Source organism: Escherichia sp. MAL-1, from assembly GCF_052948035.1.
This window is the reverse complement of record NZ_CM129609.1, coordinates 1,415,474-1,437,105: the sequence shown is the minus strand read 5'-3', so window position 1 is coordinate 1,437,105 and position 21,632 is coordinate 1,415,474. Positions and strand designations below refer to the sequence as shown.

At 54.9% G+C, this 21,632-nt stretch carries 23 protein-coding genes; 3 read left to right on the top strand and 20 right to left on the bottom strand.

Annotation, left to right across the window (positions count from 1 at the left end):
* Positions 1-181: 181 nt before the first annotated feature.
* Positions 182-631, bottom strand: coding sequence for a DUF2919 domain-containing protein (locus ACU8XX_RS07000; protein ID WP_001300381.1), 450 nt, complete (start codon positions 629-631; stop codon positions 182-184).
* Positions 618-1,043, bottom strand: a complete 426-nt coding sequence (locus ACU8XX_RS06995) for a GNAT family acetyltransferase (RefSeq protein ID WP_000406000.1) — start codon at positions 1,041-1,043, stop codon at positions 618-620. The genes ACU8XX_RS07000 and ACU8XX_RS06995 overlap by 14 nt, the downstream gene beginning before the upstream one ends.
* Positions 1,044-1,256: 213 nt before the next feature.
* On the opposite strand from ACU8XX_RS06995, the gene amiA reads away from it, so the two are divergent.
* Both amiA and hemF read left to right on the top strand, forming a co-directional pair.
* On the top strand, positions 1,257-2,126 hold the full coding sequence (gene amiA / locus ACU8XX_RS06990; protein ID WP_000102891.1) for an N-acetylmuramoyl-L-alanine amidase AmiA: 870 nt from the start codon (positions 1,257-1,259) through the stop codon (positions 2,124-2,126).
* Positions 2,127-2,129: 3 nt separating this feature from the next.
* The gene (hemF, locus tag ACU8XX_RS06985) at positions 2,130-3,029 is read left to right on the top strand and encodes an oxygen-dependent coproporphyrinogen oxidase (RefSeq protein WP_000801367.1); all 900 of its coding nucleotides are present in this window, start codon (positions 2,130-2,132) and stop codon (positions 3,027-3,029) included.
* 5 nt (positions 3,030-3,034) lie between these two features.
* Here hemF and eutR read toward each other — a convergent pair whose 3' ends face one another.
* The 18 genes from eutR to maeB all read right to left on the bottom strand — a co-directional run bounded on the left by eutR (position 3,035) and on the right by maeB (position 20,391).
* Complete coding sequence (eutR, locus tag ACU8XX_RS06980; RefSeq protein WP_000753700.1) at positions 3,035-4,087, bottom strand: HTH-type transcriptional regulator EutR; 1,053 nt, start codon at positions 4,085-4,087, stop codon at positions 3,035-3,037.
* 45 nt (positions 4,088-4,132) lie between these two features.
* Complete coding sequence (eutK, locus tag ACU8XX_RS06975; protein ID WP_000606257.1) at positions 4,133-4,633, bottom strand: ethanolamine utilization microcompartment protein EutK; 501 nt, start codon at positions 4,631-4,633, stop codon at positions 4,133-4,135.
* A 12-nt stretch (positions 4,634-4,645) separates the two neighbouring features.
* Complete coding sequence (eutL, locus tag ACU8XX_RS06970; RefSeq protein WP_001111023.1) at positions 4,646-5,305, bottom strand: ethanolamine utilization microcompartment protein EutL; 660 nt, start codon at positions 5,303-5,305, stop codon at positions 4,646-4,648.
* A 9-nt stretch (positions 5,306-5,314) separates the two neighbouring features.
* A complete protein-coding gene (gene eutC / locus ACU8XX_RS06965; RefSeq protein WP_000372316.1) occupies positions 5,315-6,202 on the bottom strand; it encodes an ethanolamine ammonia-lyase subunit beta in 888 nt (295 codons plus the stop codon).
* Positions 6,203-6,222: 20 nt separating this feature from the next.
* The gene (gene eutB, locus ACU8XX_RS06960) at positions 6,223-7,584 is read right to left on the bottom strand and encodes an ethanolamine ammonia-lyase subunit alpha (protein WP_000769961.1); all 1,362 of its coding nucleotides are present in this window, start codon (positions 7,582-7,584) and stop codon (positions 6,223-6,225) included.
* A gap of 11 nt (positions 7,585-7,595) precedes the next feature.
* Positions 7,596-8,999: an ethanolamine ammonia-lyase reactivating factor EutA gene (gene eutA / locus ACU8XX_RS06955; RefSeq protein WP_001097542.1), complete on the bottom strand. Its 1,404-nt coding sequence runs from the start codon at positions 8,997-8,999 to the stop codon at positions 7,596-7,598.
* Positions 8,996-10,222, bottom strand: a complete 1,227-nt coding sequence (gene eutH, locus ACU8XX_RS06950) for an ethanolamine utilization protein EutH (RefSeq protein WP_089640360.1) — start codon at positions 10,220-10,222, stop codon at positions 8,996-8,998. The genes eutA and eutH overlap by 4 nt, the downstream gene beginning before the upstream one ends.
* 116 nt (positions 10,223-10,338) lie before the next feature.
* Entirely contained in the window at positions 10,339-11,526 is a 1,188-nt protein-coding gene (eutG, locus tag ACU8XX_RS06945; protein WP_001491243.1) for an ethanolamine utilization ethanol dehydrogenase EutG, read from the bottom strand.
* Complete coding sequence (eutJ, locus tag ACU8XX_RS06940; protein ID WP_000929711.1) at positions 11,516-12,352, bottom strand: ethanolamine utilization protein EutJ; 837 nt, start codon at positions 12,350-12,352, stop codon at positions 11,516-11,518. Before eutJ ends, eutG begins: the two co-directional genes overlap by 11 nt.
* A gap of 10 nt (positions 12,353-12,362) precedes the next feature.
* Positions 12,363-13,766, bottom strand: a complete 1,404-nt coding sequence (locus ACU8XX_RS06935; RefSeq protein ID WP_001075690.1) for an aldehyde dehydrogenase family protein — start codon at positions 13,764-13,766, stop codon at positions 12,363-12,365.
* Positions 13,767-13,777: 11 nt separating this feature from the next.
* Positions 13,778-14,065 carry an ethanolamine utilization microcompartment protein EutN gene (eutN, locus tag ACU8XX_RS06930; RefSeq protein ID WP_000762196.1) on the bottom strand — a complete coding sequence of 96 codons (288 nt, stop codon included), beginning with the start codon at positions 14,063-14,065 and terminating at the stop codon, positions 13,778-13,780.
* 106 nt (positions 14,066-14,171) lie between these two features.
* Positions 14,172-14,465 (bottom strand): ethanolamine utilization microcompartment protein EutM, encoded by a 294-nt coding sequence (gene eutM, locus ACU8XX_RS06925; RefSeq protein ID WP_000387713.1) that lies wholly within the window; start codon positions 14,463-14,465, stop codon positions 14,172-14,174.
* A 38-nt stretch (positions 14,466-14,503) separates the two neighbouring features.
* Positions 14,504-15,520, bottom strand: coding sequence for a phosphate acetyltransferase (pta, locus tag ACU8XX_RS06920; RefSeq protein ID WP_000582977.1), 1,017 nt, complete (start codon positions 15,518-15,520; stop codon positions 14,504-14,506).
* Positions 15,510-16,319: an ethanolamine utilization cob(I)yrinic acid a,c-diamide adenosyltransferase EutT gene (eutT, locus tag ACU8XX_RS06915; protein ID WP_000651297.1), complete on the bottom strand. Its 810-nt coding sequence runs from the start codon at positions 16,317-16,319 to the stop codon at positions 15,510-15,512. The genes pta and eutT overlap by 11 nt, the downstream gene beginning before the upstream one ends.
* Positions 16,316-17,017 carry an ethanolamine utilization acetate kinase EutQ gene (gene eutQ / locus ACU8XX_RS06910; RefSeq protein WP_000733916.1) on the bottom strand — a complete coding sequence of 234 codons (702 nt, stop codon included), beginning with the start codon at positions 17,015-17,017 and terminating at the stop codon, positions 16,316-16,318. Before eutQ ends, eutT begins: the two co-directional genes overlap by 4 nt.
* The gene (eutP, locus tag ACU8XX_RS06905) at positions 16,992-17,471 is read right to left on the bottom strand and encodes an ethanolamine utilization acetate kinase EutP (protein ID WP_000820782.1); all 480 of its coding nucleotides are present in this window, start codon (positions 17,469-17,471) and stop codon (positions 16,992-16,994) included. The genes eutQ and eutP overlap by 26 nt, the downstream gene beginning before the upstream one ends.
* Positions 17,472-17,483: 12 nt before the next feature.
* Positions 17,484-17,819, bottom strand: coding sequence for an ethanolamine utilization microcompartment protein EutS (gene eutS / locus ACU8XX_RS06900; RefSeq protein ID WP_000356956.1), 336 nt, complete (start codon positions 17,817-17,819; stop codon positions 17,484-17,486).
* A gap of 292 nt (positions 17,820-18,111) precedes the next feature.
* The gene (gene maeB / locus ACU8XX_RS06895; protein WP_112033925.1) at positions 18,112-20,391 is read right to left on the bottom strand and encodes an NADP-dependent oxaloacetate-decarboxylating malate dehydrogenase; all 2,280 of its coding nucleotides are present in this window, start codon (positions 20,389-20,391) and stop codon (positions 18,112-18,114) included.
* A gap of 288 nt (positions 20,392-20,679) precedes the next feature.
* On the opposite strand from maeB, the gene tal reads away from it, so the two are divergent.
* Entirely contained in the window at positions 20,680-21,630 is a 951-nt protein-coding gene (tal, locus tag ACU8XX_RS06890; protein WP_001003709.1) for a transaldolase, read from the top strand.
* Positions 21,631-21,632 lie beyond the last annotated feature (2 nt).

Below are 21,632 nucleotides of genomic sequence, written 5' to 3'. Positions count from 1 at the left end.
CGTTGCTTGGAGTGCAAATTCACCAAAAAGTGCCGTTAAAGGTTGATGACAAACACAAAATTGCCTGATGCGCTACGCTTATCAGGCCTACTTTCTCCTGCAATATATTGAATTTTCGATGTTTTGTAGGCCGGATAAGGCGTTCTCGCCGCATCCGGCATAAACAAAGCGCACCTCTGCGTTATTCTTTTTCTTCATTAAAACAAGCGCGTAAACGTCGATTGGTCAGCAGCCAGATTAACGCCACAATATCCGCCACTACCAGCGCCAGACCGATACCGCTAACGGATTCACCGTTCAGCCACAGCCACGGTTGCCAGCAAAGTAAAACCACCTGCGCCAACAGCAACAGAAAATAGAGTACACGCCAGGTGCGAGGAAACGTAGCCCGCCGACCGCTCAACAAAAACGCCAGCACCGCCGGAATGCCAGGAATCAGCCCCAGCCAGAAATTATCGTGATCGGGATAAAACAGATTTAGCAGCGCAGTACCCTGCTCGCGCGACGCACCGGCAATGACAAACAGCACCCAGGTTCGCGCCTGAAGCAATAGCACAAGCCAGAAGAGCAAGGGTAAACGCAGGCGACCGTGCGCATCATAATGGACAGGATGAAACTCAGTACTCTTCATCTTCAATCAAACGCTTACCCAGACTCAGCACGTCGGCGTGTTCATATCCCAGGCGTTCATACATTCCGAGCACCATGTCGTTATCTTCCGGCACGTTGATCTGAATTTTCGGGCAGCCACGAGCAATCAGCTTTTTCTCCAGCCGATTAAGCAACGCATTGGCAATCCCACGCCCACGAAACTCTGGATGCACGCCAAGATAATAAGCAGACCCGCGATGCCCGTCATAACCGCCCATCACCGTTCCGACCACTTCACCGTTTACCTCAGCGACCAAAAACAAACTGACGTCATGGTTCATCTTACGCTCGATGTCCATTTCCGGATCGTTCCACGGACGCAGCAAGTCGCAACGCTCCCAAAGGGTGATGACCTCTTCGAAATCTTCCTGGCGAAATACGCGTATCTCCATGGTATTCGTTACCTTTTTGCGGGTTAAAAGGCTGATTATGGCGTGAACGGTCGAATTAGCCAATATCTGACGAAAATCGGTTGAAAAAGTGGCATAATGGGGAGTTGTCAACTATTGAAATGAAAAGTAAAACAATTCTCAACATCAAACCGTCGTAACGGATTACGCGATACGATATAACATCTGGAACTTTATTATTACAACTCAGGCCGTATGAGCACTTTTAAACCACTAAAAACACTCACTTCGCGCCGCCAGGTGCTGAAAGCCGGTTTGGCTGCCCTGACGTTGTCAGGAATGTCGCAAGCCATCGCCAAAGACGAACCTTTAAAAACCAGCAACGGACACAGCAAGCCGAAAGCCAAAAAATCTGGCGGCAAACGTGTCGTTGTTCTCGATCCAGGCCACGGCGGAATTGATACCGGAGCGATTGGACGCAACGGTTCGAAAGAAAAACATGTGGTGCTGGCGATTGCTAAAAACGTCCGTTCCATTTTGCGTAATCATGGGATTGATGCGCGTTTAACGCGTTCTGGCGATACGTTTATCCCACTTTACGATCGCGTTGAAATCGCCCATAAACATGGCGCAGATCTGTTTATGTCAATTCATGCCGATGGCTTTACCAACCCGAAAGCTGCCGGTGCTTCGGTATTTGCCCTCTCTAACCGTGGGGCAAGTAGCGCAATGGCGAAATACCTGTCTGAACGCGAAAACCGCGCCGATGAAGTTGCCGGTAAAAAGGCGACTGACAAGGATCACCTATTGCAGCAAGTGCTGTTTGATCTGGTGCAAACCGATACTATTAAAAACAGCCTGACGCTTGGCTCGCATATTCTGAAAAAGATTAAGCCGGTGCATAAACTGCACAGCCGCAACACCGAACAAGCCGCGTTTGTGGTGTTGAAATCGCCGTCGGTTCCTTCGGTGCTGGTGGAAACCTCGTTTATCACCAACCCGGAAGAAGAGCGGCTGTTAGGCACGGCGGCGTTTCGTCAGAAAATCGCCACAGCGATTGCTGAAGGCGTGATCAGTTATTTCCACTGGTTCGACAACCAGAAAGCACATTCGAAAAAGCGATAAGTTATGAAACCCGACGCACACCAGGTTAAACAGTTCCTGCTCAACCTTCAGGATACGATTTGTCAGCAGTTGACCGCTGTCGATGGCGCAGAATTTGTTGAAGATAGCTGGCAGCGCGAAGCTGGCGGCGGTGGGCGTAGTCGGGTGTTGCGTAATGGTGGTGTTTTCGAACAGGCGGGCGTCAACTTTTCTCACGTCCACGGCGAGGCGATGCCCGCTTCCGCCACCGCTCATCGTCCGGAACTTGCCGGGCGCAGTTTCGAGGCGATGGGCGTTTCGCTGGTAGTGCATCCGCATAATCCGTATGTTCCCACCAGCCACGCGAATGTGCGCTTTTTTATTGCCGAAAAACCGGGTGCAGAGCCCGTCTGGTGGTTTGGCGGCGGCTTCGATTTAACCCCTTTCTATGGTTTTGAAGAAGACGCCATTCACTGGCACCGCACCGCCCGTGACCTGTGCCTGCCATTTGGTGAAGACGTTTATCCCCGTTACAAAAAGTGGTGCGACGATTACTTCTACCTCAAACATCGCAACGAACAGCGCGGTATTGGCGGGCTGTTCTTTGATGATCTGAACACGCCAGATTTCGACCACTGTTTTGCCTTTATGCAGGCGGTAGGCAAAGGCTACACCGACGCTTATTTACCAATTGTAGAGCGACGTAAAGCGATGGCCTACGGCGAGCGCGAGCGCAATTTTCAGCTCTACCGTCGCGGTCGTTATGTCGAGTTCAATCTGGTCTGGGATCGCGGCACGCTGTTTGGCCTGCAAACTGGCGGGCGCACCGAGTCGATCCTGATGTCAATGCCGCCACTGGTACGCTGGGAGTATGATTATCAGCCAAAAGATGGCAGCCCAGAAGCGGCGTTAAGTGAGTTTATTAAGGTCAGGGATTGGGTGTAACTCCCTCACCCCCATTCCCGCATCCGCTGATGCAACGTCAACGACGGCTTCTCGGCAAACAGCTGCTGGTAATCCGTGGCAAATTGCCCCAGATGCCAGAATCCCCACTGCATGGCGGCGTCTTTTACCGTTGTGCTTTGCGACCACGGGCTTATCAGTTCGCGGCGTACGGCGTTCAGGCGAATGCGTTTCAGCCACGCGTTTGGGCCAATGCCTAAAATAGCGTGAAACGCGTTTTGTAGCGTGCGGCGACTGACATGCAGTTGATTACACAAGTCCAGCACCGTCACCGGCTCAGACATATTTTCCAGCACATATTCACGGGCGCGGGAAAGTAATCTACGGTAACTCTGATGACTGATGCTTTCCGCCGTCACCATTGGTTGCGCGTCTTCCAGCATCGCCCCCATCGCCATTAGCAAATTATCCCCCAGCACTTTTCGCACTGCAGGCTGATGGAGATTTTCCGGGTTCTCGCAAAACGTCGCCAGCGCCTGTTGGACAAAGCCCCACAGCGCGGCTTTATGCTGCTCTTTCACTTCCAGCGCCGACTGGCTACGCAGCATATGTAATACCCGATCCGGGTTATGCAAAAAGTTAGCCTGCCGGGTGATGACATCTTCAGAAAGCACCACGCCCAGGATCGTGTAATCATCCGGCGTGCTCAGTTCAAATTCAGTGCCACCAGGGCGGGTGGCGATTTCCGCGCTTCCCAGACATTGCGAACCGATAAATCCCTGCTCACCGCGCGTCGCCGGAATGCCAAACCAGAACGAGTTCGGCCAGACCAGGCACGACTGACGCAGCGCCAGACCGGTGTATTCACGAAAAACCTGAATATCATCGAGTAGAATTTCCGTAAATTCACCATGAAACTTGCCCGGATGCAGCTGATCGTAAATCTGCTGCCAGGCGGTAATCGTTAAAGCATGTTCATAGACATCCGTTGTCTGTCGTTGATGAACATTATCCACTTCGACCTTCGGCGTGAGCTTCAGGTTTTCGGGTAAGGGTTCATGATAAAGATGGTGCAAATTGGCTGTACGGGTCTTTTTCATGATGTTAATGCCGGGTGTTGTAGGACACCCGGCACCTCCGACAGGTTAATGGGGCTTGAGACGATAACGACTACTGCGTTTACGTAACGTCCCGGCAGAAAAGAGCTGTTCGAGCGCATTTCTGGCTTTTTCCAGCGGCCAGCCAAAGTGGGCAGCCACTTCTCCTGCCGTCATTCCCTGACGTACTGATGTTAACAGCGCCAACAACTCGTCAGCAGATTCCGCGACGATAACTGGCGCGTCGGGTTCCCTTACGGGTTGCTTCGGCTGGCGGTTAAAGCCAGTAACCAGCCACTGGGTGTCATCGTCTGGCCGACCGATCTCCTTGCGGCTGATGACACGCCCGGTACGCATCGCGGCAGCACAACCTGCGTCCAGCGCCGCACGACACGCCGCCAGATCGCCTTCCACCACCAGCGTTAAGCGACCAGGGTCAAGCACTTCGTGACTGAGCAGACGAACGTTAGCTGCTTTGAGCATGGCATCCGCTGCATCTATCGCGGCGACCATGCCGTCCACTTCCAGCAATCCCAGTGCATTGATCATCGGCAACCTCCGTTACGCACGCTGGATTGGATTACGCGCGATTTCCAGCACTGCATCGGTAAAGGCGTTACAGGCTGCTTTACACGCTGCCTGGCTACCGGTTAAAAATGCTGCCGAGTAGTTGGTTTCAGACGGTGGCGGGACATAGGTCGCCAGCTGTACGTCGGCAGACTTCAGGGCTGCATCAATGCCATAGGTCGCTTCCAGCGGCGGTGCCACCAGATACGCCATCGGATCGCCAAGCGTGATCCCGGCGGTTGATGAGAGATAAGAACCGGTACGCGAAACTACATGTGCCAGGAATGCCGTATCTTGCGCGTCATTAGCCCACTGGAAAGCTGCGCCATTTTCAATATGCGCAATCATCGCATCCAGACCTGCACGCACTTCCGCCGGGTTTGGCCCACCAAGCATAATCAGCACTTCACCGGCAGTCGGTGACGGGCCGTGTGCAGCGCCCGCATATAGCGAGCGGCCATACACCACTTCCACCATCGCCTGCTTGGTCGCTTCATCAGCGGCAATGTAGGTGACGTCATCGGAGTCGGCAGAAATCAGACCGAGGCTACGAATATGCGGCGGCAATTTCAGTTCACGCGCAAAATCGGCGTTAACGGAGGCAATCACCCGCATAGCGGTGACAGACGGTCGAATCAAATCTAAAGCTGGCATGATGCCTCCTTATCGGGTCATGTTGATGCCGGATGCTTTCTGCTCCAGCATACGTTTCGCCAAATCCACAATGACGGCTGCGGCTTCAACCGGCGGCGTGCCGCCCTGGTGAATGTTAGAGATACAGGTGCGATCGGCCTCAACGGTGGTCGCCATACGCGGCGAGTAAACGGCGTAGCAGGAGAGGCTTTCTGACTGACCCAACCCCGGACGTTCGCCCACCAGCAGGATCACTACTTTCGCGCCGAGGATCTCACCGATCTGATCTTCAATCTTCACGCGACCATAACGAACAAAGAATGGTGTACCGACTTTCAGCCCGGCCTGTTTCAGGCCCGCCATCAGCGGTGGCAGGATCTCTTCGTAGTTCACGGTGATCGCATCAGTTGACAGGCCATCAGAAATAACGACCTGTACGTCCGGATTGGCAACACACTGCGCTTTCAGCGCTTCAACAGCTTCTGCACACAGGCGGCGGCCCATATCCGGGCGAGTCAGGTAGAGATTTTTGTCGCTAATTTCAGAGCGTACTTCCAGCAAGCCCTGCGCTTTCACCCACTCTTCCGGCACTTCTTTCAGTACGGTATCTTTCGAACGAGAGTGATCGGCCAGGAAACGCAGCAGCGCCTGCGTACGTGGACGCGGACCGGCACGACCGGTACAAACGCGGGCCACGGTGCTGCGGCGCAGTTCTGTTAATACGTCTGCGCGATGCGGATTTTCAACACCAATCCACGCTTTTGCTTCAGCGGAACCTAAATCCAGCGCACAGCTTTCCGAGGTCACCGGTGCCGCACAGTTGGTGGTGGCGCACTTTGCTTCTGACGGCGCGGGGGCCGCTTGTCCCATTGACGCCATCACGCTGCGTACAATTTCTTCAATCTGTTTTTGATCCATGATATGTTATCTCCGCGTCATCAGAAGAACAGTGACGGATCGCCCGCCCGTTTGGTCAGGCGACCGTTTGCCATAATGCCCATGCTTTCCAGCCAGCGTTCAAACTCCGGTGACGGGCGCAGGTTGAGTAACTGACGCACAGTGGCGGTATCGTGGAATGCGGTGGTCTGGTAGTTGAGCATGATGTCATCACCCAGCGGCATCCCCATGATGTAGTTGCAGCCTGCGGTGGCGAGCAGGATCATCAGGTTTTCGTTGAGGTTCTGGTCAGCGTCAGCGTGGTTGGTATAACAGCAGTCACAGCCCATAGAGATGCCGCTCAGCTTGCCCATAAAGTGATCTTCTAAGCCAGCACGGATAATCTGGCGGTCGTTGTAGAGATACTCCGGCCCAATAAAGCCGACCACGGTGTTGACGATAAACGGATCGTAATGACGCGCCAGCCCGTAGTTACGTGCTTCCATCGTTACCTGGTCTGCGCCGAAGTTAGCGCCAGCGGATAGCGCAGAGCCTTGTCCGGTTTCGAAGTAGAGGCAGTTTTCCCCGGCGATACGGTTGAACTCCGCGCCCACTGCGCGCGCTTCGTCGAGCATCGCCAGCTCCACGCCAAACTCTTTCAGCCCTTTTTCGCTGCCACAGATACTCTGGAAAATCAGCCCGCCCGGTGCGCCACGACGGATCGCTTCGATCTGGGTGGTGACGTGCGCCAGTACACAGCCCTGAGTTGGGATGTTGAATTTGTCGATCACGCCATAGATGGTATCCAACACGCGGCTTAAGTTTTCCACGTCGTCAGTCACCGGGTTAACGCCGATCACCGCATCGCCCACCCCGAAGGAAAGCCCTTCGTAGATTTGCGCGGCGATACTTTGCACGTCGTCACGGGTGTCATTTGGCTGCAAACGGGCGCTAAAGGTGCCCGGAATACCGATGGTGGTATTGGCCTTTTTGATTACCGGCATTTTCTTCGCGCCGTAGATCAGGTCCGCGTTGGAGCAAATCTTCGCTACCGCCGCGACCACTTCCGAGGTCAGCCCTTTGCGGGTAAAGGCAATGTCGTCCACGCTGGTTTCATCGCTCAGCACATACTCACGCAGTTCGCTGATGCTCCAGTTTTTAATCTGGTTGTAGGCCGTTTCGTTAACATCGTCCTGAATCAGCCGCGTCACGCAGTCATCTTCATAGGCAATCACCGGATTATTGCGGATGTCCGCTACGGTCATTTCCGACAACACCTGCTTTGCCGCCACGCGCTCCTGTGAGCTTGCCGCTGCGACGCCCGCCAGCACATCCCCCGAACGCAGTTCGTTGGCTTTAGCCAGCACCTCTTTTACATCCTTAAACTGATATACATTGCCGAACAATGTGGTCTTTAGTTTCATAAGTCGTTCCCTCAGGAAGGAAATGCGAGTGATTTCACCGTCACCGGCACAACCGATCCGCCAAAAAGAGGCGTACCAATGTCGATATAGTCCCCCGCGCGGACAATCACTTCGTCAATGACTGCCAACGGGAGTTGTTGTAGCTGTGGGCGCAACAACATGCCCAGAGCTTTACCAAAGTCCTGCCCGGCCACCACCAGCAGGGGATGCGGATTCGGAAAACGCGCGACGAAATCGACCAACGCGTTGATGACCGTCAGTACCGCGGCGTAACGCACAGGCAGCGAGGCGGGAAGCGCCAGCACGTACGCGTCAGTTTTGGGATCAAGATCCAGCTGAATCAGCGCCTGTTGCCAGGCCCCCACCAGATCCGTTTCATCAATCGGGATCGCCACCGGCAAATTGCGCAGCGGCAGTTGTACGCCCTCAAGCCAGATTGTGCTGCCAGAGAGCGAAAGGGTATGCGCGCCCGCGCCAATCACCGTGGCGCGCACGGTTTGCGCCGGAAACTGTACGTTCATCTCACGCAGGCGCGGATGGTCATGCAGCGCAGTTGCCAGCAGCGGGCCAATATCGGCAAAACAGAACGGGTCGGCGGGCTGGTGGCGATAACATTCGCCCACGCCGCCAGAAAGCGTAATGATTTCGGGCGTAACACCTGCGGGCAGCAAACCGGTTTGCATCAATGCCTGCGCGAGCGGTGAGAGCGTTCCGTCAATCACTTCGACAATCAGTTCTGCCATCCGCCGGGTCACCTGCACCAGCTGCGCGCCGGTCAGCGAACGGGCGTCGGTGCCTGCACCGAAGCACTCATCCACAATCATCTGCCCCGGTTTATGAGCGTAAACCACGCGCCCGTGGCTGTCGGTTTCCAGCAGGCGACCACCGACGTTGAGGCAGGCAGTGCCGCTGATTTTTCCGGCATCGAACAGGGCGTAGTTCGCGGTGCCACCGCCGATGTCGATATTCAGTACCCGACACAGCCGTTGTTCAGAAAGGGTTTGTGCCCCGGCTCCGTGACCGGCGATCACGGATTCGAGGTGCGGCCCGGCGCTGGCAACGACAAAATCGCCCAGCGACTGAGAGAGCGCCATCACCGCCGGGCGAGCATTGCGGGTTTTCGCGCTTTCACCGGTGATGATGATGGCACCAGAATCAACGCTTTCCGGCTCAATACCCGCAGCATGATATTGCTCGAGTATTAAGGTTTTCAGTTCCGCTTCTTTTAAACCGCCCTGTTTATCGACAGGGGTAAAGAACACCGGACTTTGCCAGCTAATTTCGCGTTTAATGAATTCGTAGCGCGGCACCTGCGACACCGCCGCACGGTTAACCAGCTCCAGCCGGGAGAAAATCACCTGGGTGGTGGTGGTGCCGATATCGATACCGACGCTCAGTAGCTGGCGAGTGTTCACGATTGTGCCTCCGCTTCGGTTTTAGCCGCGGTCGCGTCGTCTTTTGGCACCAGCATCATCGCCACGCCAATCGCCGTTACGCCGCCGATCAACTTGCCGACAATCATCGGGAAGATCATGGCGTTCATGTTGGCAGCGGCGAAGCCTAAGTGGTCGCCCAGGGCGAAAGCAGCGGAAACGGCGAAGGCGCAGTTGATGACTTTGCCGCGGGTATCCATCTGCTTCATCATGCCGAACATTGGGATATTGTTGGCAAGCGTTGCCACCATGCCGGCTGCCGCGATGTTGTTCATATTCAGCACTTTACCGACGCTCATCAGCGGTTTTTCAAACCAGCGAGTCAGCAGCAGCACCATCGGATACGCCCCTAACAGAACGCAGGAGATAGAACCGATAACTTCAATGGCGCGCATCACCTCACCGGGTTTATCGCCAGGGGCCATAAAGATAGGATCCAGACCGGGGATCAGTTCCCAGCCAAGCAGGAATTTCACTACCGCAGCGGCAAGACCGAGGGTGATCAATGCAACGAGGAATTTGGCGAAGATCTGGAAGCCGTTGATCATTTTTTCCGGGATGAATTTCAGCCCCAGCGCCACCAGAATCGCGACAATGATCACCGGGATCATGTTCATCAGGATCAGGGCGAAAGTGAATTCCACCGGCTGGCCGTTGATCTGAACACCGGAGTACATAGCCACCAGGCCACCAGCAATACAGCCTATTGGAATGGTCACAATGCCCGCCAGCACGCCGAGCGCCAGATAACGACGGTCAGAAGGTTCGATAATGCCGAGCGCCACCGAAATGGAAAACACAATCGTTGGCCCCATCATCGACCCGAGAATTAACCCAGAGTATAGCCACGCTGCTACGTCGCCGCCCGCCAGCTCTTTGGCGAGGAAGAAGCCGCCCATATCGCACGCCAGCAGCGTTCCGGCGAACATTGACGGGTTTGCGCCGAGCATTTCGTAAACCGGGATAATTACCGGCCCGAGTACGTGAGCCAGTACCGGTGCCAGCGCGGTCATACCGACCATCGCCAGACCCAGAGCGCCCATTGCCATAAAGCCTTCTTCGAACTGACCGCCTGATCCTTCGATACTTTTACCGAACTTACCGAGGAAACGAGCAGAACCGCCGAACTGCGACAGGATCCTGTCTACGGCAGCTATCAGCATAAAGAACATCATGATGTACATGATGATTTCGTTAATTCCCATCGCCTTTACTCCCTGTTAGTTGTTATTTATTGGCGGATGCGGCGTAAACGCCTTATCCGCCCTACATGTGCAATCCCGTAGGCTGGATAAGACGCGGCAAGCGTCGCATCCGGCATTTATTGCGCCGCCGCGTACAGGCCGACAATCTGCTCCAGGCTGGCGGTACGCGGGTTGCTGCGCAGACAAATATCTTCCTGCGCGGCCTGCGCCCATGCACCGTAATGCGCAGATGTCGCACCAACATCGCCCAGTCGTTTACCAATCCCAACTTCCGCAATCAGCTCACTTACCGCGTTAATAGCGTCACGATCGTCGGATTTTTTAGTACGCAGTGCCCGACCAATCTGACTAAAGCGTTCGCGACAAACCATCCGGTTAAATTCCATCACCGTTGGCAGCAACATGGCGTTCGCCAGACCGTGTGGAATATGCAGCGCCGCGCCCGGCTGATGCGCCATCGCGTGGCACAACCCAAGACCCGCACTGGAAAACGCCATTCCCGCCATACATGAAGCCAGTAACATGCTCTCGCGCGCGGCAAGGTCGTGACCGTAGCCCACCGCTTTCGGCAGCGATTTGCCAATCATCGCAATGGCACCAATCGCCAGGCTGTCGGTAAACGGTGTAGCGTTCAGGGCGCTGTATGCTTCAATGGCATGGGTTAACGCATCAATGCCGGTCATCGCCGTGACATGCGACGGCACACCTTCGGTCAATGCGGCGTCGAGGATCGCCACATCCGGCATCAGCGAGGCATGGGCTAACACCTGCTTGCGCCCGCTCACCGCGTCGATAATCACCGTTACATTGGTGGTTTCAGAGCCGGTTCCGGCGGTCGTTGGAATGGCAATCAGCGGCAAGCGCGGTTGCAGAACGCTGGTTTCTGACATCTCTGCCAGCGTGCTATCGGGGTTCGTCACCAGCAACGCCACGGCTTTCGCCGCATCCAGCACCGAGCCGCCGCCAAATGCGATCACCCCATCACAGCCTGACTCACGCAACTGCGCCACGGCTGCACACACGTCGGTAATGCACGGTTCGCCCACCGGACATGGCCAGAGCGTCATGGCGATGCCTTTAACAGCCAGGCTGCGCGTCAGCCCGGCGGTCATCCCCGCCTGATGCAAAAAGCTGTCTGCCATCACGAACAGATGTTTCAGCCCACGCGTTTGCGCTTGCTGCCCGCAACTGCTCACCGCGCCCGGACCGCAAAGCGTCACCGGTGGAACGCTAAATGTTTTTACCCGTTGCAGATTCAGGGTATCGAACGCCTGAAAGAGCGCGGTCTGCAATTCATTTTGCATATAGCCCCTCCGCTTTCTCTCGCCCACTACTGGCGATCGCCAGCGGGGTCATAAACAAACTGTGCTGCGGTAAATGCACCTGTAACGCCGGGAATTGTTTGCGAAACAGTTCCGCCACGCCCGGTTGCAAACAAGAGCCGCCCGCCAGCCATAAATCAGTAATGCCCTGCCCTTCAATATGCCGGGCGACAATGTCCGCCATTTTTTCGTACACCGGTTTCACCGCAGGCCAAATCTCTTCACCGTGACCGCGCTTGTACTGCTCCGCCTCTTCCAGCGAAATACGGCGATTTCCGGCGAGAGTCAGAGAGATGTGATGTCCGCCGGTGGCTTCATCCGCCGAGTACGTCACCTTGCCCTTTTTCACGATGGCAATGCCGGTAGTGCCGCCGCCGATATCCACTACACCGGCGTTGTCCAGTTGCAGCAGATCCGCAACTGCGGTTGGCTCATCCAGCACATGGCTCACTTCCAGCCCGGCAGATTCCAGCACGTTGATGGAAATACGCGGGTCCGTACCTGGAGGAAATGAAGTCGCCGCATGGCTAAAACGAAGACCGAATTGCTGCTCAAGAGTGTCGAGATGGCGACGAACAATGGTGACCGCACCGAAGAAATCCCAGACGATGCCGTCGCGGACCACATCGGCCCAGTCGAGGCATACCGCCACCGGCTGACCGTCGCGGTCAACAACCATCGACACCACATCGCAGGTACCCAGATCCACCCCCAGCCACAGCGGAGATTCCGTCGCGGCGGGCGTCTGGTTACACAGCGTTGCCGCCGTTTGCAGACGTGGGGTGAGCCATTGTTCGTCGTGCGCCATCTGTTACTCCTTAAACAATGCGAAACGCATCGACTAATACACAGCGACGCAGACGGACAAACGTACGCGCGCTGGTTACCCCTTCACCGGTTGGCGTGGTGATGGTCATGGTGGTCCAGCCTTCCCCGCCCAGCCCCAGCCCGGCAATGCACGGTCCGTTCTTAACGAAAATGCTGGTATCAATAGCATTCGCCATCTGGTTCATGTTTTCGATGTTGCGCGAGTGCATTGCCGCCGTGTGGTGGCAACCGCCTTCCAGTTTCACCGCCAGCGCAATGGCATCCGCCACGTTGGCGACGCGCACGACGGGCAGCACCGGCATCATCAGTTCGGTCACGGCAAACGGATGTTCTGCAGTGGTTTCCACAAACAGCAAACGCGTTTCTTGCGGCACGTTCAGGCCGATTGCCGCCGCGATTTTCGCCGCATCGCGACCAACCCAGTCACGGCTGACGGTGCCTTTTCCGCGCTCGTCGATATTTTTCAGCAACACCGGTTGCAGCTGCTGCGCCTGTTCTGCGGTCAGTTTCACCGCGTGCTGGCCTTCCATCAGACGCATCAGTTCATCGGCTACGCTATCAACAACAATCAGTACCTTTTCGTCGGCACAAATGATGTTGTTATCGAAAGAAGCGCCTTTGACGATGGACTGAGCGGCACGGGCGAGGTCGGCGGTTTCATCCACCACTACCGGCGGGTTGCCAGCGCCTGCGGCAATCAGACGTTTATTGGTGTGTTTACGCGCCGCTTCTACTACCGCTTCGCCGCCGGTCACCACCAGAAGGCCGATGCCCGGAAACTTGAACAAACGCTGCGCGGTTTCGATATCCGGATTTGCCACAGTAACCAGTAAGTTTTCCGGCCCGCCTGCGGCAACAATCGCCTGGTTGAGCAGCGTGATCGCCCGCTGGGAGACTTTTTTCGCCGCCGGATGCGGGGCAAAAATGACGCTGTTGCCCGCGGCAATCAGGCTGATGGCGTTATTAATTACGGTTGCCGCCGGGTTAGTGGACGGAGTTACCGAAGCCACCACGCCCCAGGGCGCGTTTTCAATTAAAGTCAGGCCGTTGTCGCCGGTCAGCACCTGCGGAGAGAGACACTCAACGCCTGGCGTGCCGCGCGCCTGAGCGACGTTTTTGGCAAATTTATCTTCAACGCGGCCCATGCCGGTTTCACTGACGGCAAGTTCCGCTAAATCTCTGGCGTGTTTTTCGCCTGCCTCACGAATGGCAGCAATGGCTAACTGGCGCATTGCCACGCTTTTTAACCCTTGCTGGGCGACTTTGGCTGCCGCAACGGCGTCATCCAGGGACGCGAAAACGCCCATCTCATGAACGGCGGCGGGCGGCGTGTCACTGCTTTGCATTTTCAGCAGTACCGCTTTCACCACCTGTTCAATATCCTGTTGATTCATGATGTTCTGCCTTATTTGTGGAAAATTACCTGACCGCCAGACACCACCTCATCGACAATGCCAATCACGCACAGATCGACCGGTGACGTTTCGCTTTTATGCGCCTGGCGGGCGGAACTGCCACTCACCAGTAACACCCACTCCCCGGTTCCCGCGCCAATATTGTCGATGGCGACGGCGCATTGCCCGTCAGGATTACCTTGTGGATCAATCATTTCCACCATCAGCAATTTGTCATGCGCCAGTCCGTGATGGCGTACGGTACAAACAATTTGTCCAGTGACGACTGCCAGTTTCATACCCGCCTCCGTGGCGTATTTCAGGTAAAAGCTCCCCCTACCCTCCGCAGAAGGTAAAATGAAAAAGGAGAGAGCGTGACGCCCGAATCGACGTCACACAGGGTGATTACAGGTTGCTGCTATCGCCTTTCAGGCCGATCGGGAAGACTTCTTCCAGGTCGCCGTGCGGACGCGGGATAACGTGTACAGATACCAGCTCGCCGATACGCTGTGCCGCTGCGGCACCTGCATCGGTCGCGGCTTTACAGGCTGCAACATCACCACGAACCATGGCAGTACACAGGCCGCCGCCAATCTGCTTAACACCAACCAGCTTGACGCGCGCAGCTTTCACCATCGCGTCAGAAGCCTCAATCAGTGCAACCAGGCCCCGGGTTTCGATCATTCCTAATGCTTCCATTGTGCTTTCCTCTTTATCAGGGTCCAGAACGGGACCGTTCATTCAACCAGTGTTTGTAAACTGCTTTCGCGGTTCACTTCTGTCTGACGCGGCACAGCTGCCACCAGCGCCAGCTCGATAATTTCCTGCACGCTACAACCACGAGAGAGATCGTGCATCGGCGCGGCAAGTCCTTGTATCAGTGGCCCGACGGCACGATATCCGCCGAGTCGTTGTGCGATTTTGTAACCAATATTTCCGGCTTCCAGCGACGGAAAAACCATCACATTGGCCTTGCCCTGTAGCGGGCTGGCAGGCGCTTTTTGCGCCGCCACTTCCGGCACGAAGGCGGCGTCAAACTGTAACTCGCCATCCACCACCAGCTTTGGTGCGCGCTCACGGACGATTTCTGTCGCCTGCTGGACGTTAGCAACACAGGGGTGACGGGCGCTACCATTGCTGGAAAACGACAGCATCGCCACGCGCGGCTCTTCTCCGGTGATGGCGCGCCAGGTTTCGGCACTGGCAAGCGCGATATCCGCCAGCTGCGCCGCCGTCGGCTGTGGCACCACGCTGCAATCGGCAAAGCCCAACGCCGGGCCGCTGTACTGTGGCAACATCAGGAAAATGGAAGAGAGCGTTTTACAGCCTGGCTGCAAGCCGATAATGCGTAATCCGGCACGCAGCACATTTGCCGTGGAAGAGAGGTTGCCCGCGATACAGACATCCGCTTTACCGGCGCTGACCATTGCTGCGGCGAACATCAGAGGGTCGGTAAGTTTTTCCAGCGCATCCGGCGGCGTTTTTTCGCCCGCGCGGGCCAGCCAGCGATGAGCAAATTCTTCCCGCATTGCGAGGTTGCCATGCGGATCAATCACCTGTAGCCCGTCCATCGCCACGCCGTGACTGAGCGCAAACTGACGAAGTTCAAACGGATTGGCGACCAGAATGGGCGTTGCCAGACCTTGTTGATGTAAATATTGCGCGGCTTTCAGCACACGTTGGTCTAACGCATCCGGAAAAACCACTCTGGCGGGCGCTCGCAACGCCAGTTCACGACAACGTTCAATAATCATTGCGTTCCCCCAGTCGTTGTTGGATCTGCTTCACCGTTAGCGGCTGCTTCGTTACGCTCAGGATCATCATCACGTAGACCGTGCTGGAAAGGCGGTTCAGCGCCTGCAAAATGTCCGGGCGTAATACTTCAAAGCTGCGGGTGATAAAGACCTGCGCCGCTACGGTTTCGGTTTCCCGCACTTTGGTGCGTAGCAGATTGAGCAACGCAGCATCGCGCCCGTGGCTGGCTTCCGGCACCAGATGATCGTGGTCGAGATAGCGCAGCGGCTGATGAGAAAGCCGATGCAGATCTTCGTCAGAAAGCCCGACAATCGCCTGGCAGCCCAGCGGTTCCCCCAGCGCATCGGCGCGCATAATGTTGCCAAGACGCGAACGGATATCCGCCAGCCACGGCTGCCACGGTTCCGCCAGTTCAATTTGCAGCCACACTGCCAGCGCAATGGTGCTGTCGAGAACCGCGCGAAAACCCAGACGCGGATCGCTTTTGGCGACCATTTTTTCCGCCGACAGGTGAGTCAGCGTATCCGGCTTTTTTGCCACCGGCTGGCGGCACAGTTCGCAGCACGCCTGCGGATGTTCATCGCTACTGGTCAGCCCATGAACGGGCTGCGGCTGCTGCTGTTCATCGTCAACAAACAGGCGGCCCTGCTCGTCAATAAACTTGATGCGCAGATGGCGGCTTTCCAGCAACTCCCGGGCAGAGGGCGTCAGGCGACTGTCCGCAGGGAGATGGATCTCTGCGCCTTCGCTGAGCGTATGGTTCGCTCTTAGCCATGCTTCGGTGATGAAATCTTTCATAGGGATTGCCAGTTAGCCGGCCAGGCGACATACAGGAATTTCACGCTGGATGTCGTACCAAATTCGATGCTGGAGCCTTTCGGGATAAACATCACATCGCCCGCTTTGGCGATCATGGTTTCTCCTGCGTGGCGAACATGCAGCTCCCCTTCCAGCACCATATCGATTTCGTCGTAGTTCAGGGTCCACGGGAAGAATGCGTTGTCCCACTGCATAAAACCGGCGGCCATGCTGCTGCCGTCGTCTCCGGTCACAAGGTCAGTTAAGCCCACGCAATGCGGCTCTGCGCCGTCGAAACGACCAAACTTGACGCTGCTACCATCAATCACTTTGATGCCGCCTTTGCCGGTCACCGATTTGAAGCTCGGCTGCATTGCACCCTGCTCCAGCGACTGTTTTTCCTTCATCACTTTTTCCATCAACTGCGCGACCAGGCTTTCGGTAAACTGGCCTTCCGGCAGCTGGGCAATGATGGTTTCGCGGATGCGCTGACTTTCGGTTTTATCGGCTGGCACGCTGGCGGGAACGGACGCCGTTACCGGGGACGATTCATCACATTCGGTGATGGTAAAACCCAGTAGATCCGCCACTTCACGGGCTTCCGGGGTAATAATGCTGGCGCGCAGAACCACGGACATTGCCTGTTCGCCGCGCGCGTGTGCTTCACGAATATCATTCGCTGTGATGAGTTTTTTCACCTGCTTCCTCCTGTTTGGTGAGAGATGCCAGATAATCCACCAGTTGCTGCACGCTTTGCGGGTCGTGGCTGTTTAGCTCGAAAATCGGCTCTTCGAAGCCAGTCTCAAGCAATAACTTTCGCGTTGCGGCGACGTCAGCATCTGGCATGTCCGTTTTACTGATGACGGCGATTTGCCGTTTGCTGACGCCAATATCCAGCAACCCGGCAGGCAACCGACTTTCCGGGTCATTCGCGCCGTGGACATAGATCAGCATGTCCACATCCTGTAGCGTGGTAATTAAGGCGTGATACCAGCGGGGATGGCTAAAATATTCACCCGGCGTATCAATATCGCCCTTATCATTAAATTCCACGGCCTGTGTTTTTCTGGCGAGGGTATAATTCCCCTGCAACGCATTAAATAACGTTGTTTTTCCTGCCCCGACGGTACCCACAAACGCAATTCGTTTCATGAATGCCTCGTATTAACTTTTGGTCATTTCACAAAGCGTATAATTTAATAAGCGACCTAAACCGCTGACGGTTTGTGATAACGCTTCTTCTACTGCGCCCACCGAGCCATAAATCACCAATGCACCACTGAAGCGGTCGAGAAAACCGATATGCACATCAGCGGCTTTCAATGCTAAATCACCGGCGATCATCGCCGTTTCGCCAGGAGTTAGCGTCATAATGCCAATTGCGCCCGCATCCGGAACGCCGATTTTCTTCGCCAGTTCCTCGCCGGGATGCGCGATGAGATGCGCCAGCGTGACCTGTTTGCCGGGCACAAATTCCTGAATGATGCGTTCTTTATCCATGAGTCGCCGCCTGTGAAAAACTTTCGTGTATCGTGACAATTTTTCGTCAGAGTAAATAACAAAATTCGGCAAGCGCGTTTAAAAGGTGAGGTAGATCACTAAGAATGGAGAGATATTCGCTGTGGTGCATAAACTTTCATATGCAACGCATGAATATAAATAAAATAATATCGAGATATTATATAGACTGCTTTTTTTTATTATTCGCAAACTCAGTAATAAGCTTTACTAATATATTGCAGCTAAACTGCTTACCCTGAATATTCAGGATAAGCGTGAGAGTTAAAAAAAATTACAGCGGTTGGGTTTGCGCTTCTACCACGGCCAGCGCCACCATGTTGACGATACGACGTACCGATGCGATCGGCGTTAACACGTGAACCGGTTTCGCCACACCCATCAGCACCGGGCCGACAGTCACACCTTCCGAGCTGGAAACACGCAGTAAGTTGTAACTAATGCGGGCAGCTTCCATGTTCGGCATCACCAGAATATTGGCGGAACCTTTCAAAGGGCTGTCCGGCATACGGTCGTTGCGAATCGCTTCCACCAGCGCTGCATCGCCGTGCATTTCACCATCAATCATCAGTTCTGGTGCACGTTCCCTGACCAGTTCCAGCGCCTGACGCATTTTGCTCGACGACGGGCAGTCAGAAGAACCAAAGTTGGAGTGCGACAACAAAGCAACGCGCGGCTCAATACCAAAACGACGGACAGTTTCTGCCGCCATCAAGGTGATCTCCGCCAGCTCTTCTGCATCCGGTTCATCATTAACATATGTATCGGCAATAAAGGTGTTACCACTCGGCAGCAGCAGCGCGTTCATGGCACCTGCGGTGTGAACGCCATCGCGATAACCAAAGACATTTTTCACCACGCTAAAATGTTCATGATAATCACCCACCGTACCGCAAATCATTGCATCGGCTTCCCTACGCTGAACCATGATCGCGCCGATCACTGTCGGGTTACTGATCAGCGCCCGCTGCGCCTGTTCCTGAGTGACGCCGCGACGCTTCATGATCTGGAAGTATTCGGTCCAGTACTCTTTAAAGCGCGGATCGGATTCGTTATTGACGATCTCAAAATCAACGCCCGCTTTGATCTGCAAGCCCAGTTTCTGAATGCGCATTTCGATCACGTTCGGACGACCGATAAGGATCGGTTTCGCCAGTCCCAGCGTTACCAGTTCCTGAGTGGCATGCAGAACGCGCGCCTCTTCCCCTTCCGGCAGAACAACGCGCTTCGGCGCTTTGCGAGCCTGGGAGAAAATCGGCTTCATAAACAGGTTGGTTTTGTAAACGAACTCAGTCAGCTTGTCGATGTAGACGTCGAAATCAGCAATCGGACGAGTCGCCACGCCCGACTCCATCGCGGCTTTAGCGACCGCAGGAGCGATCTTAACGATCAAGCGCGGATCAAACGGTTTTGGAATGATGTATTCCGGACCAAAGCTCAGATCCTGATCGCCATACGCTGAAGCCACCACTTCGCTCTGTTCCGCATGGGCGAGTTCTGCAATCGCACGTACCGCCGCCAGTTTCATCTCTTCGTTGATGGCGGTTGCGCCAACGTCCAGCGCGCCACGGAAGATGAACGGGAAGCACAGGACGTTGTTCACCTGGTTCGGATAGTCAGAACGACCGGTGCAAATGATGGCATCCGGACGCACTTCTTTCGCCAGCGGCGGCAGAATTTCCGGTTCCGGGTTCGCCAGCGCCAGGATCATTGGCGCACGAGCCATTTTCTTCACCATTTCCTGGGTCAGCACTTTCGGGCCGGAACAGCCCAGGAAAATATCCGCGCCTTCAATCACATCATCGAGGGTACGTTTGCCGTCATCCACCACCGCATATGCGGCTTTGGTTTCCGCCATGTTTGGCTCACGGCCCTGATAGATAACGCCTTTTGAATCGCAAACCACGATGTTATGTTTTTGCAGACCCAGCGCTACCAGCAGGTTCATACAGGCGATTGCTGCGGCACCCGCGCCGGAAACCACCATCCGCACGTCGGAGATGTTTTTCTCCACCACGCGCAAGCCGTTGAGGATGGCGGCAGTGCTGATAATTGCCGTGCCGTGCTGATCGTCGTGGAATACCGGAATATTCATCCGCTCGCGCAGTTTCTGTTCAATATAGAAACATTCTGGCGCTTTAATGTCTTCGAGGTTGATGCCGCCGAAGGTTGGTTCGAGCGCGGCGACAACTTCAATAAATTTGTCCGGGTCGAGTTCGTCAACTTCAATGTCAAATACATCAATCCCGGCGAATTTCTTAAACAGAACGCCCTTGCCTTCCATCACCGGTTTGCCTGCCAGCGCGCCAATGTTGCCTAACCCCAGCACCGCCGTACCGTTAGAGATCACCGCCACCAGGTTACCGCGGGCGGTATATTTGTAGGCTTTTAACGGGTCTTTTTCGATTTCAAGACAAGGTGCGGCAACGCCTGGTGAGTAGGCCAGCGCCAGATCGCGCTGTGTTGCCAGAGGCTTGGTTGGAGAAACCTGGATTTTCCCTGGAACTGGAAATTCATGGAAATCAAGTGCACTTTGTTTTAACTGGTCATCCATTTGGTTGTTCCTTTCACGTAACGTTCACAAATAAAGTGTGTGGGCAACAGCCCCTGCCCACAACGTGGCGCACATTATTACCCTGCCGGAGTCTACAGACTTTGAGCAAGTCCAAACTCTCACCATTAATATAATGTTTTGGTAATAATCCTATAACACTGATGTTACCTGCTTAATCCAGCAATACCATGCCTGTCTGCTATGCTTTTTTGATGCGTTTAGCGAAATTTCTCAGAAGTGTGAATTAACGCACTCATCTAACACTTTACTTTTCAAGGAGTATTTCCTATGAACGAGTTAGACGGCATCAAACAGTTCACCACTGTCGTGGCAGACAGCGGCGATATTGAGTCCATTCGCCATTATCATCCCCAGGATGCCACCACCAATCCTTCGCTGTTACTCAAAGCTGCCGGATTATCACAATATGAGCATTTAATAGACGATGCTATCGCCTGGGGTAAAAAAAATGGCAAGACCCAGGAACAACAGGTGGTCGCAGCGTGTGACAAACTGGCGGTCAATTTCGGTGCTGAAATCCTCAAAATCGTACCCGGTCGCGTGTCAACAGAAGTTGATGCACGCCTCTCTTTTGATAAAGAAAAGAGTATTGAGAAGGCGCGCCATCTGGTGGACTTGTATCAGCAACAAGGCGTTGAGAAATCACGCATTCTGATCAAGCTGGCTTCGACCTGGGAAGGAATTCGCGCGGCAGAAGAGCTGGAAAAAGAAGGTATTAACTGCAACCTGACGCTGCTGTTTTCTTTTGCACAGGCACGGGCCTGTGCGGAAGCAGGCGTTTTTCTGATTTCGCCGTTTGTCGGGCGTATTTATGACTGGTATCAGGCACGCAAGCCGATGGACCCGTATGTGGTGGAAGAAGATCCGGGCGTTAAATCGGTGCGCAATATCTACGACTACTATAAGCAACACCACTATGAAACCATTGTGATGGGCGCGAGCTTCCGTCGCACCGAACAAATCCTCGCCTTAACCGGCTGCGATCGACTGACTATCGCACCGAATTTACTGAAGGAGCTGCAGGAAAAAGTTTCGCCAGTGGTACGTAAATTAATCCCACCTTCTCAGACGTTCCCACGCCCAGCTCCCATGAGCGAAGCGGAGTTCCGTTGGGAGCACAATCAGGATGCGATGGCGGTAGAAAAACTGTCTGAAGGCATTCGTCTGTTCGCCGTTGATCAACGCAAACTGGAAGATCTTCTTGCCGCCAAACTATAAAC

Bases quoted from the DNA above. Each gene is read 5' to 3' on its own strand.
- amiA (WP_000102891.1), top strand. From the start codon at position 1,257: ATGAGCACTTTTAAACCACTAAAAACACTCACTTCGCGCCGCCAGGTG.
- pta (WP_000582977.1), bottom strand. From the start codon at position 15,520: ATGATTATTGAACGTTGTCGTGAACTGGCGTTGCGAGCGCCCGCCAGA.
- eutH (WP_089640360.1), bottom strand. From the start codon at position 10,222: ATGGGAATTAACGAAATCATCATGTACATCATGATGTTCTTTATGCTG.
- hemF (WP_000801367.1), top strand. From the start codon at position 2,130: ATGAAACCCGACGCACACCAGGTTAAACAGTTCCTGCTCAACCTTCAG.
- eutB (WP_000769961.1), bottom strand. From the start codon at position 7,584: ATGAAACTAAAGACCACATTGTTCGGCAATGTATATCAGTTTAAGGAT.
- eutS (WP_000356956.1), bottom strand. From the start codon at position 17,819: ATGGATAAAGAACGCATCATTCAGGAATTTGTGCCCGGCAAACAGGTC.
- eutR (WP_000753700.1), bottom strand. From the start codon at position 4,087: ATGAAAAAGACCCGTACAGCCAATTTGCACCATCTTTATCATGAACCC.
- tal (WP_001003709.1), top strand. From the start codon at position 20,680: ATGAACGAGTTAGACGGCATCAAACAGTTCACCACTGTCGTGGCAGAC.
- maeB (WP_112033925.1), bottom strand. From the start codon at position 20,391: ATGGATGACCAGTTAAAACAAAGTGCACTTGATTTCCATGAATTTCCA.
- eutK (WP_000606257.1), bottom strand. From the start codon at position 4,633: ATGATCAATGCACTGGGATTGCTGGAAGTGGACGGCATGGTCGCCGCG.
- ACU8XX_RS06935 (WP_001075690.1), bottom strand. From the start codon at position 13,766: ATGAATCAACAGGATATTGAACAGGTGGTGAAAGCGGTACTGCTGAAA.
- ACU8XX_RS07000 (WP_001300381.1), bottom strand. From the start codon at position 631: ATGAAGAGTACTGAGTTTCATCCTGTCCATTATGATGCGCACGGTCGC.
- eutL (WP_001111023.1), bottom strand. From the start codon at position 5,305: ATGCCAGCTTTAGATTTGATTCGACCGTCTGTCACCGCTATGCGGGTG.
- eutP (WP_000820782.1), bottom strand. From the start codon at position 17,471: ATGAAACGAATTGCGTTTGTGGGTACCGTCGGGGCAGGAAAAACAACG.
- eutC (WP_000372316.1), bottom strand. From the start codon at position 6,202: ATGGATCAAAAACAGATTGAAGAAATTGTACGCAGCGTGATGGCGTCA.
- eutJ (WP_000929711.1), bottom strand. From the start codon at position 12,352: ATGGCGCACGACGAACAATGGCTCACCCCACGTCTGCAAACGGCGGCA.
- eutT (WP_000651297.1), bottom strand. From the start codon at position 16,319: ATGAAAGATTTCATCACCGAAGCATGGCTAAGAGCGAACCATACGCTC.
- eutG (WP_001491243.1), bottom strand. From the start codon at position 11,526: ATGCAAAATGAATTGCAGACCGCGCTCTTTCAGGCGTTCGATACCCTG.
- ACU8XX_RS06995 (WP_000406000.1), bottom strand. From the start codon at position 1,043: ATGGAGATACGCGTATTTCGCCAGGAAGATTTCGAAGAGGTCATCACC.
- eutM (WP_000387713.1), bottom strand. From the start codon at position 14,465: ATGGAAGCATTAGGAATGATCGAAACCCGGGGCCTGGTTGCACTGATT.
- eutN (WP_000762196.1), bottom strand. From the start codon at position 14,065: ATGAAACTGGCAGTCGTCACTGGACAAATTGTTTGTACCGTACGCCAT.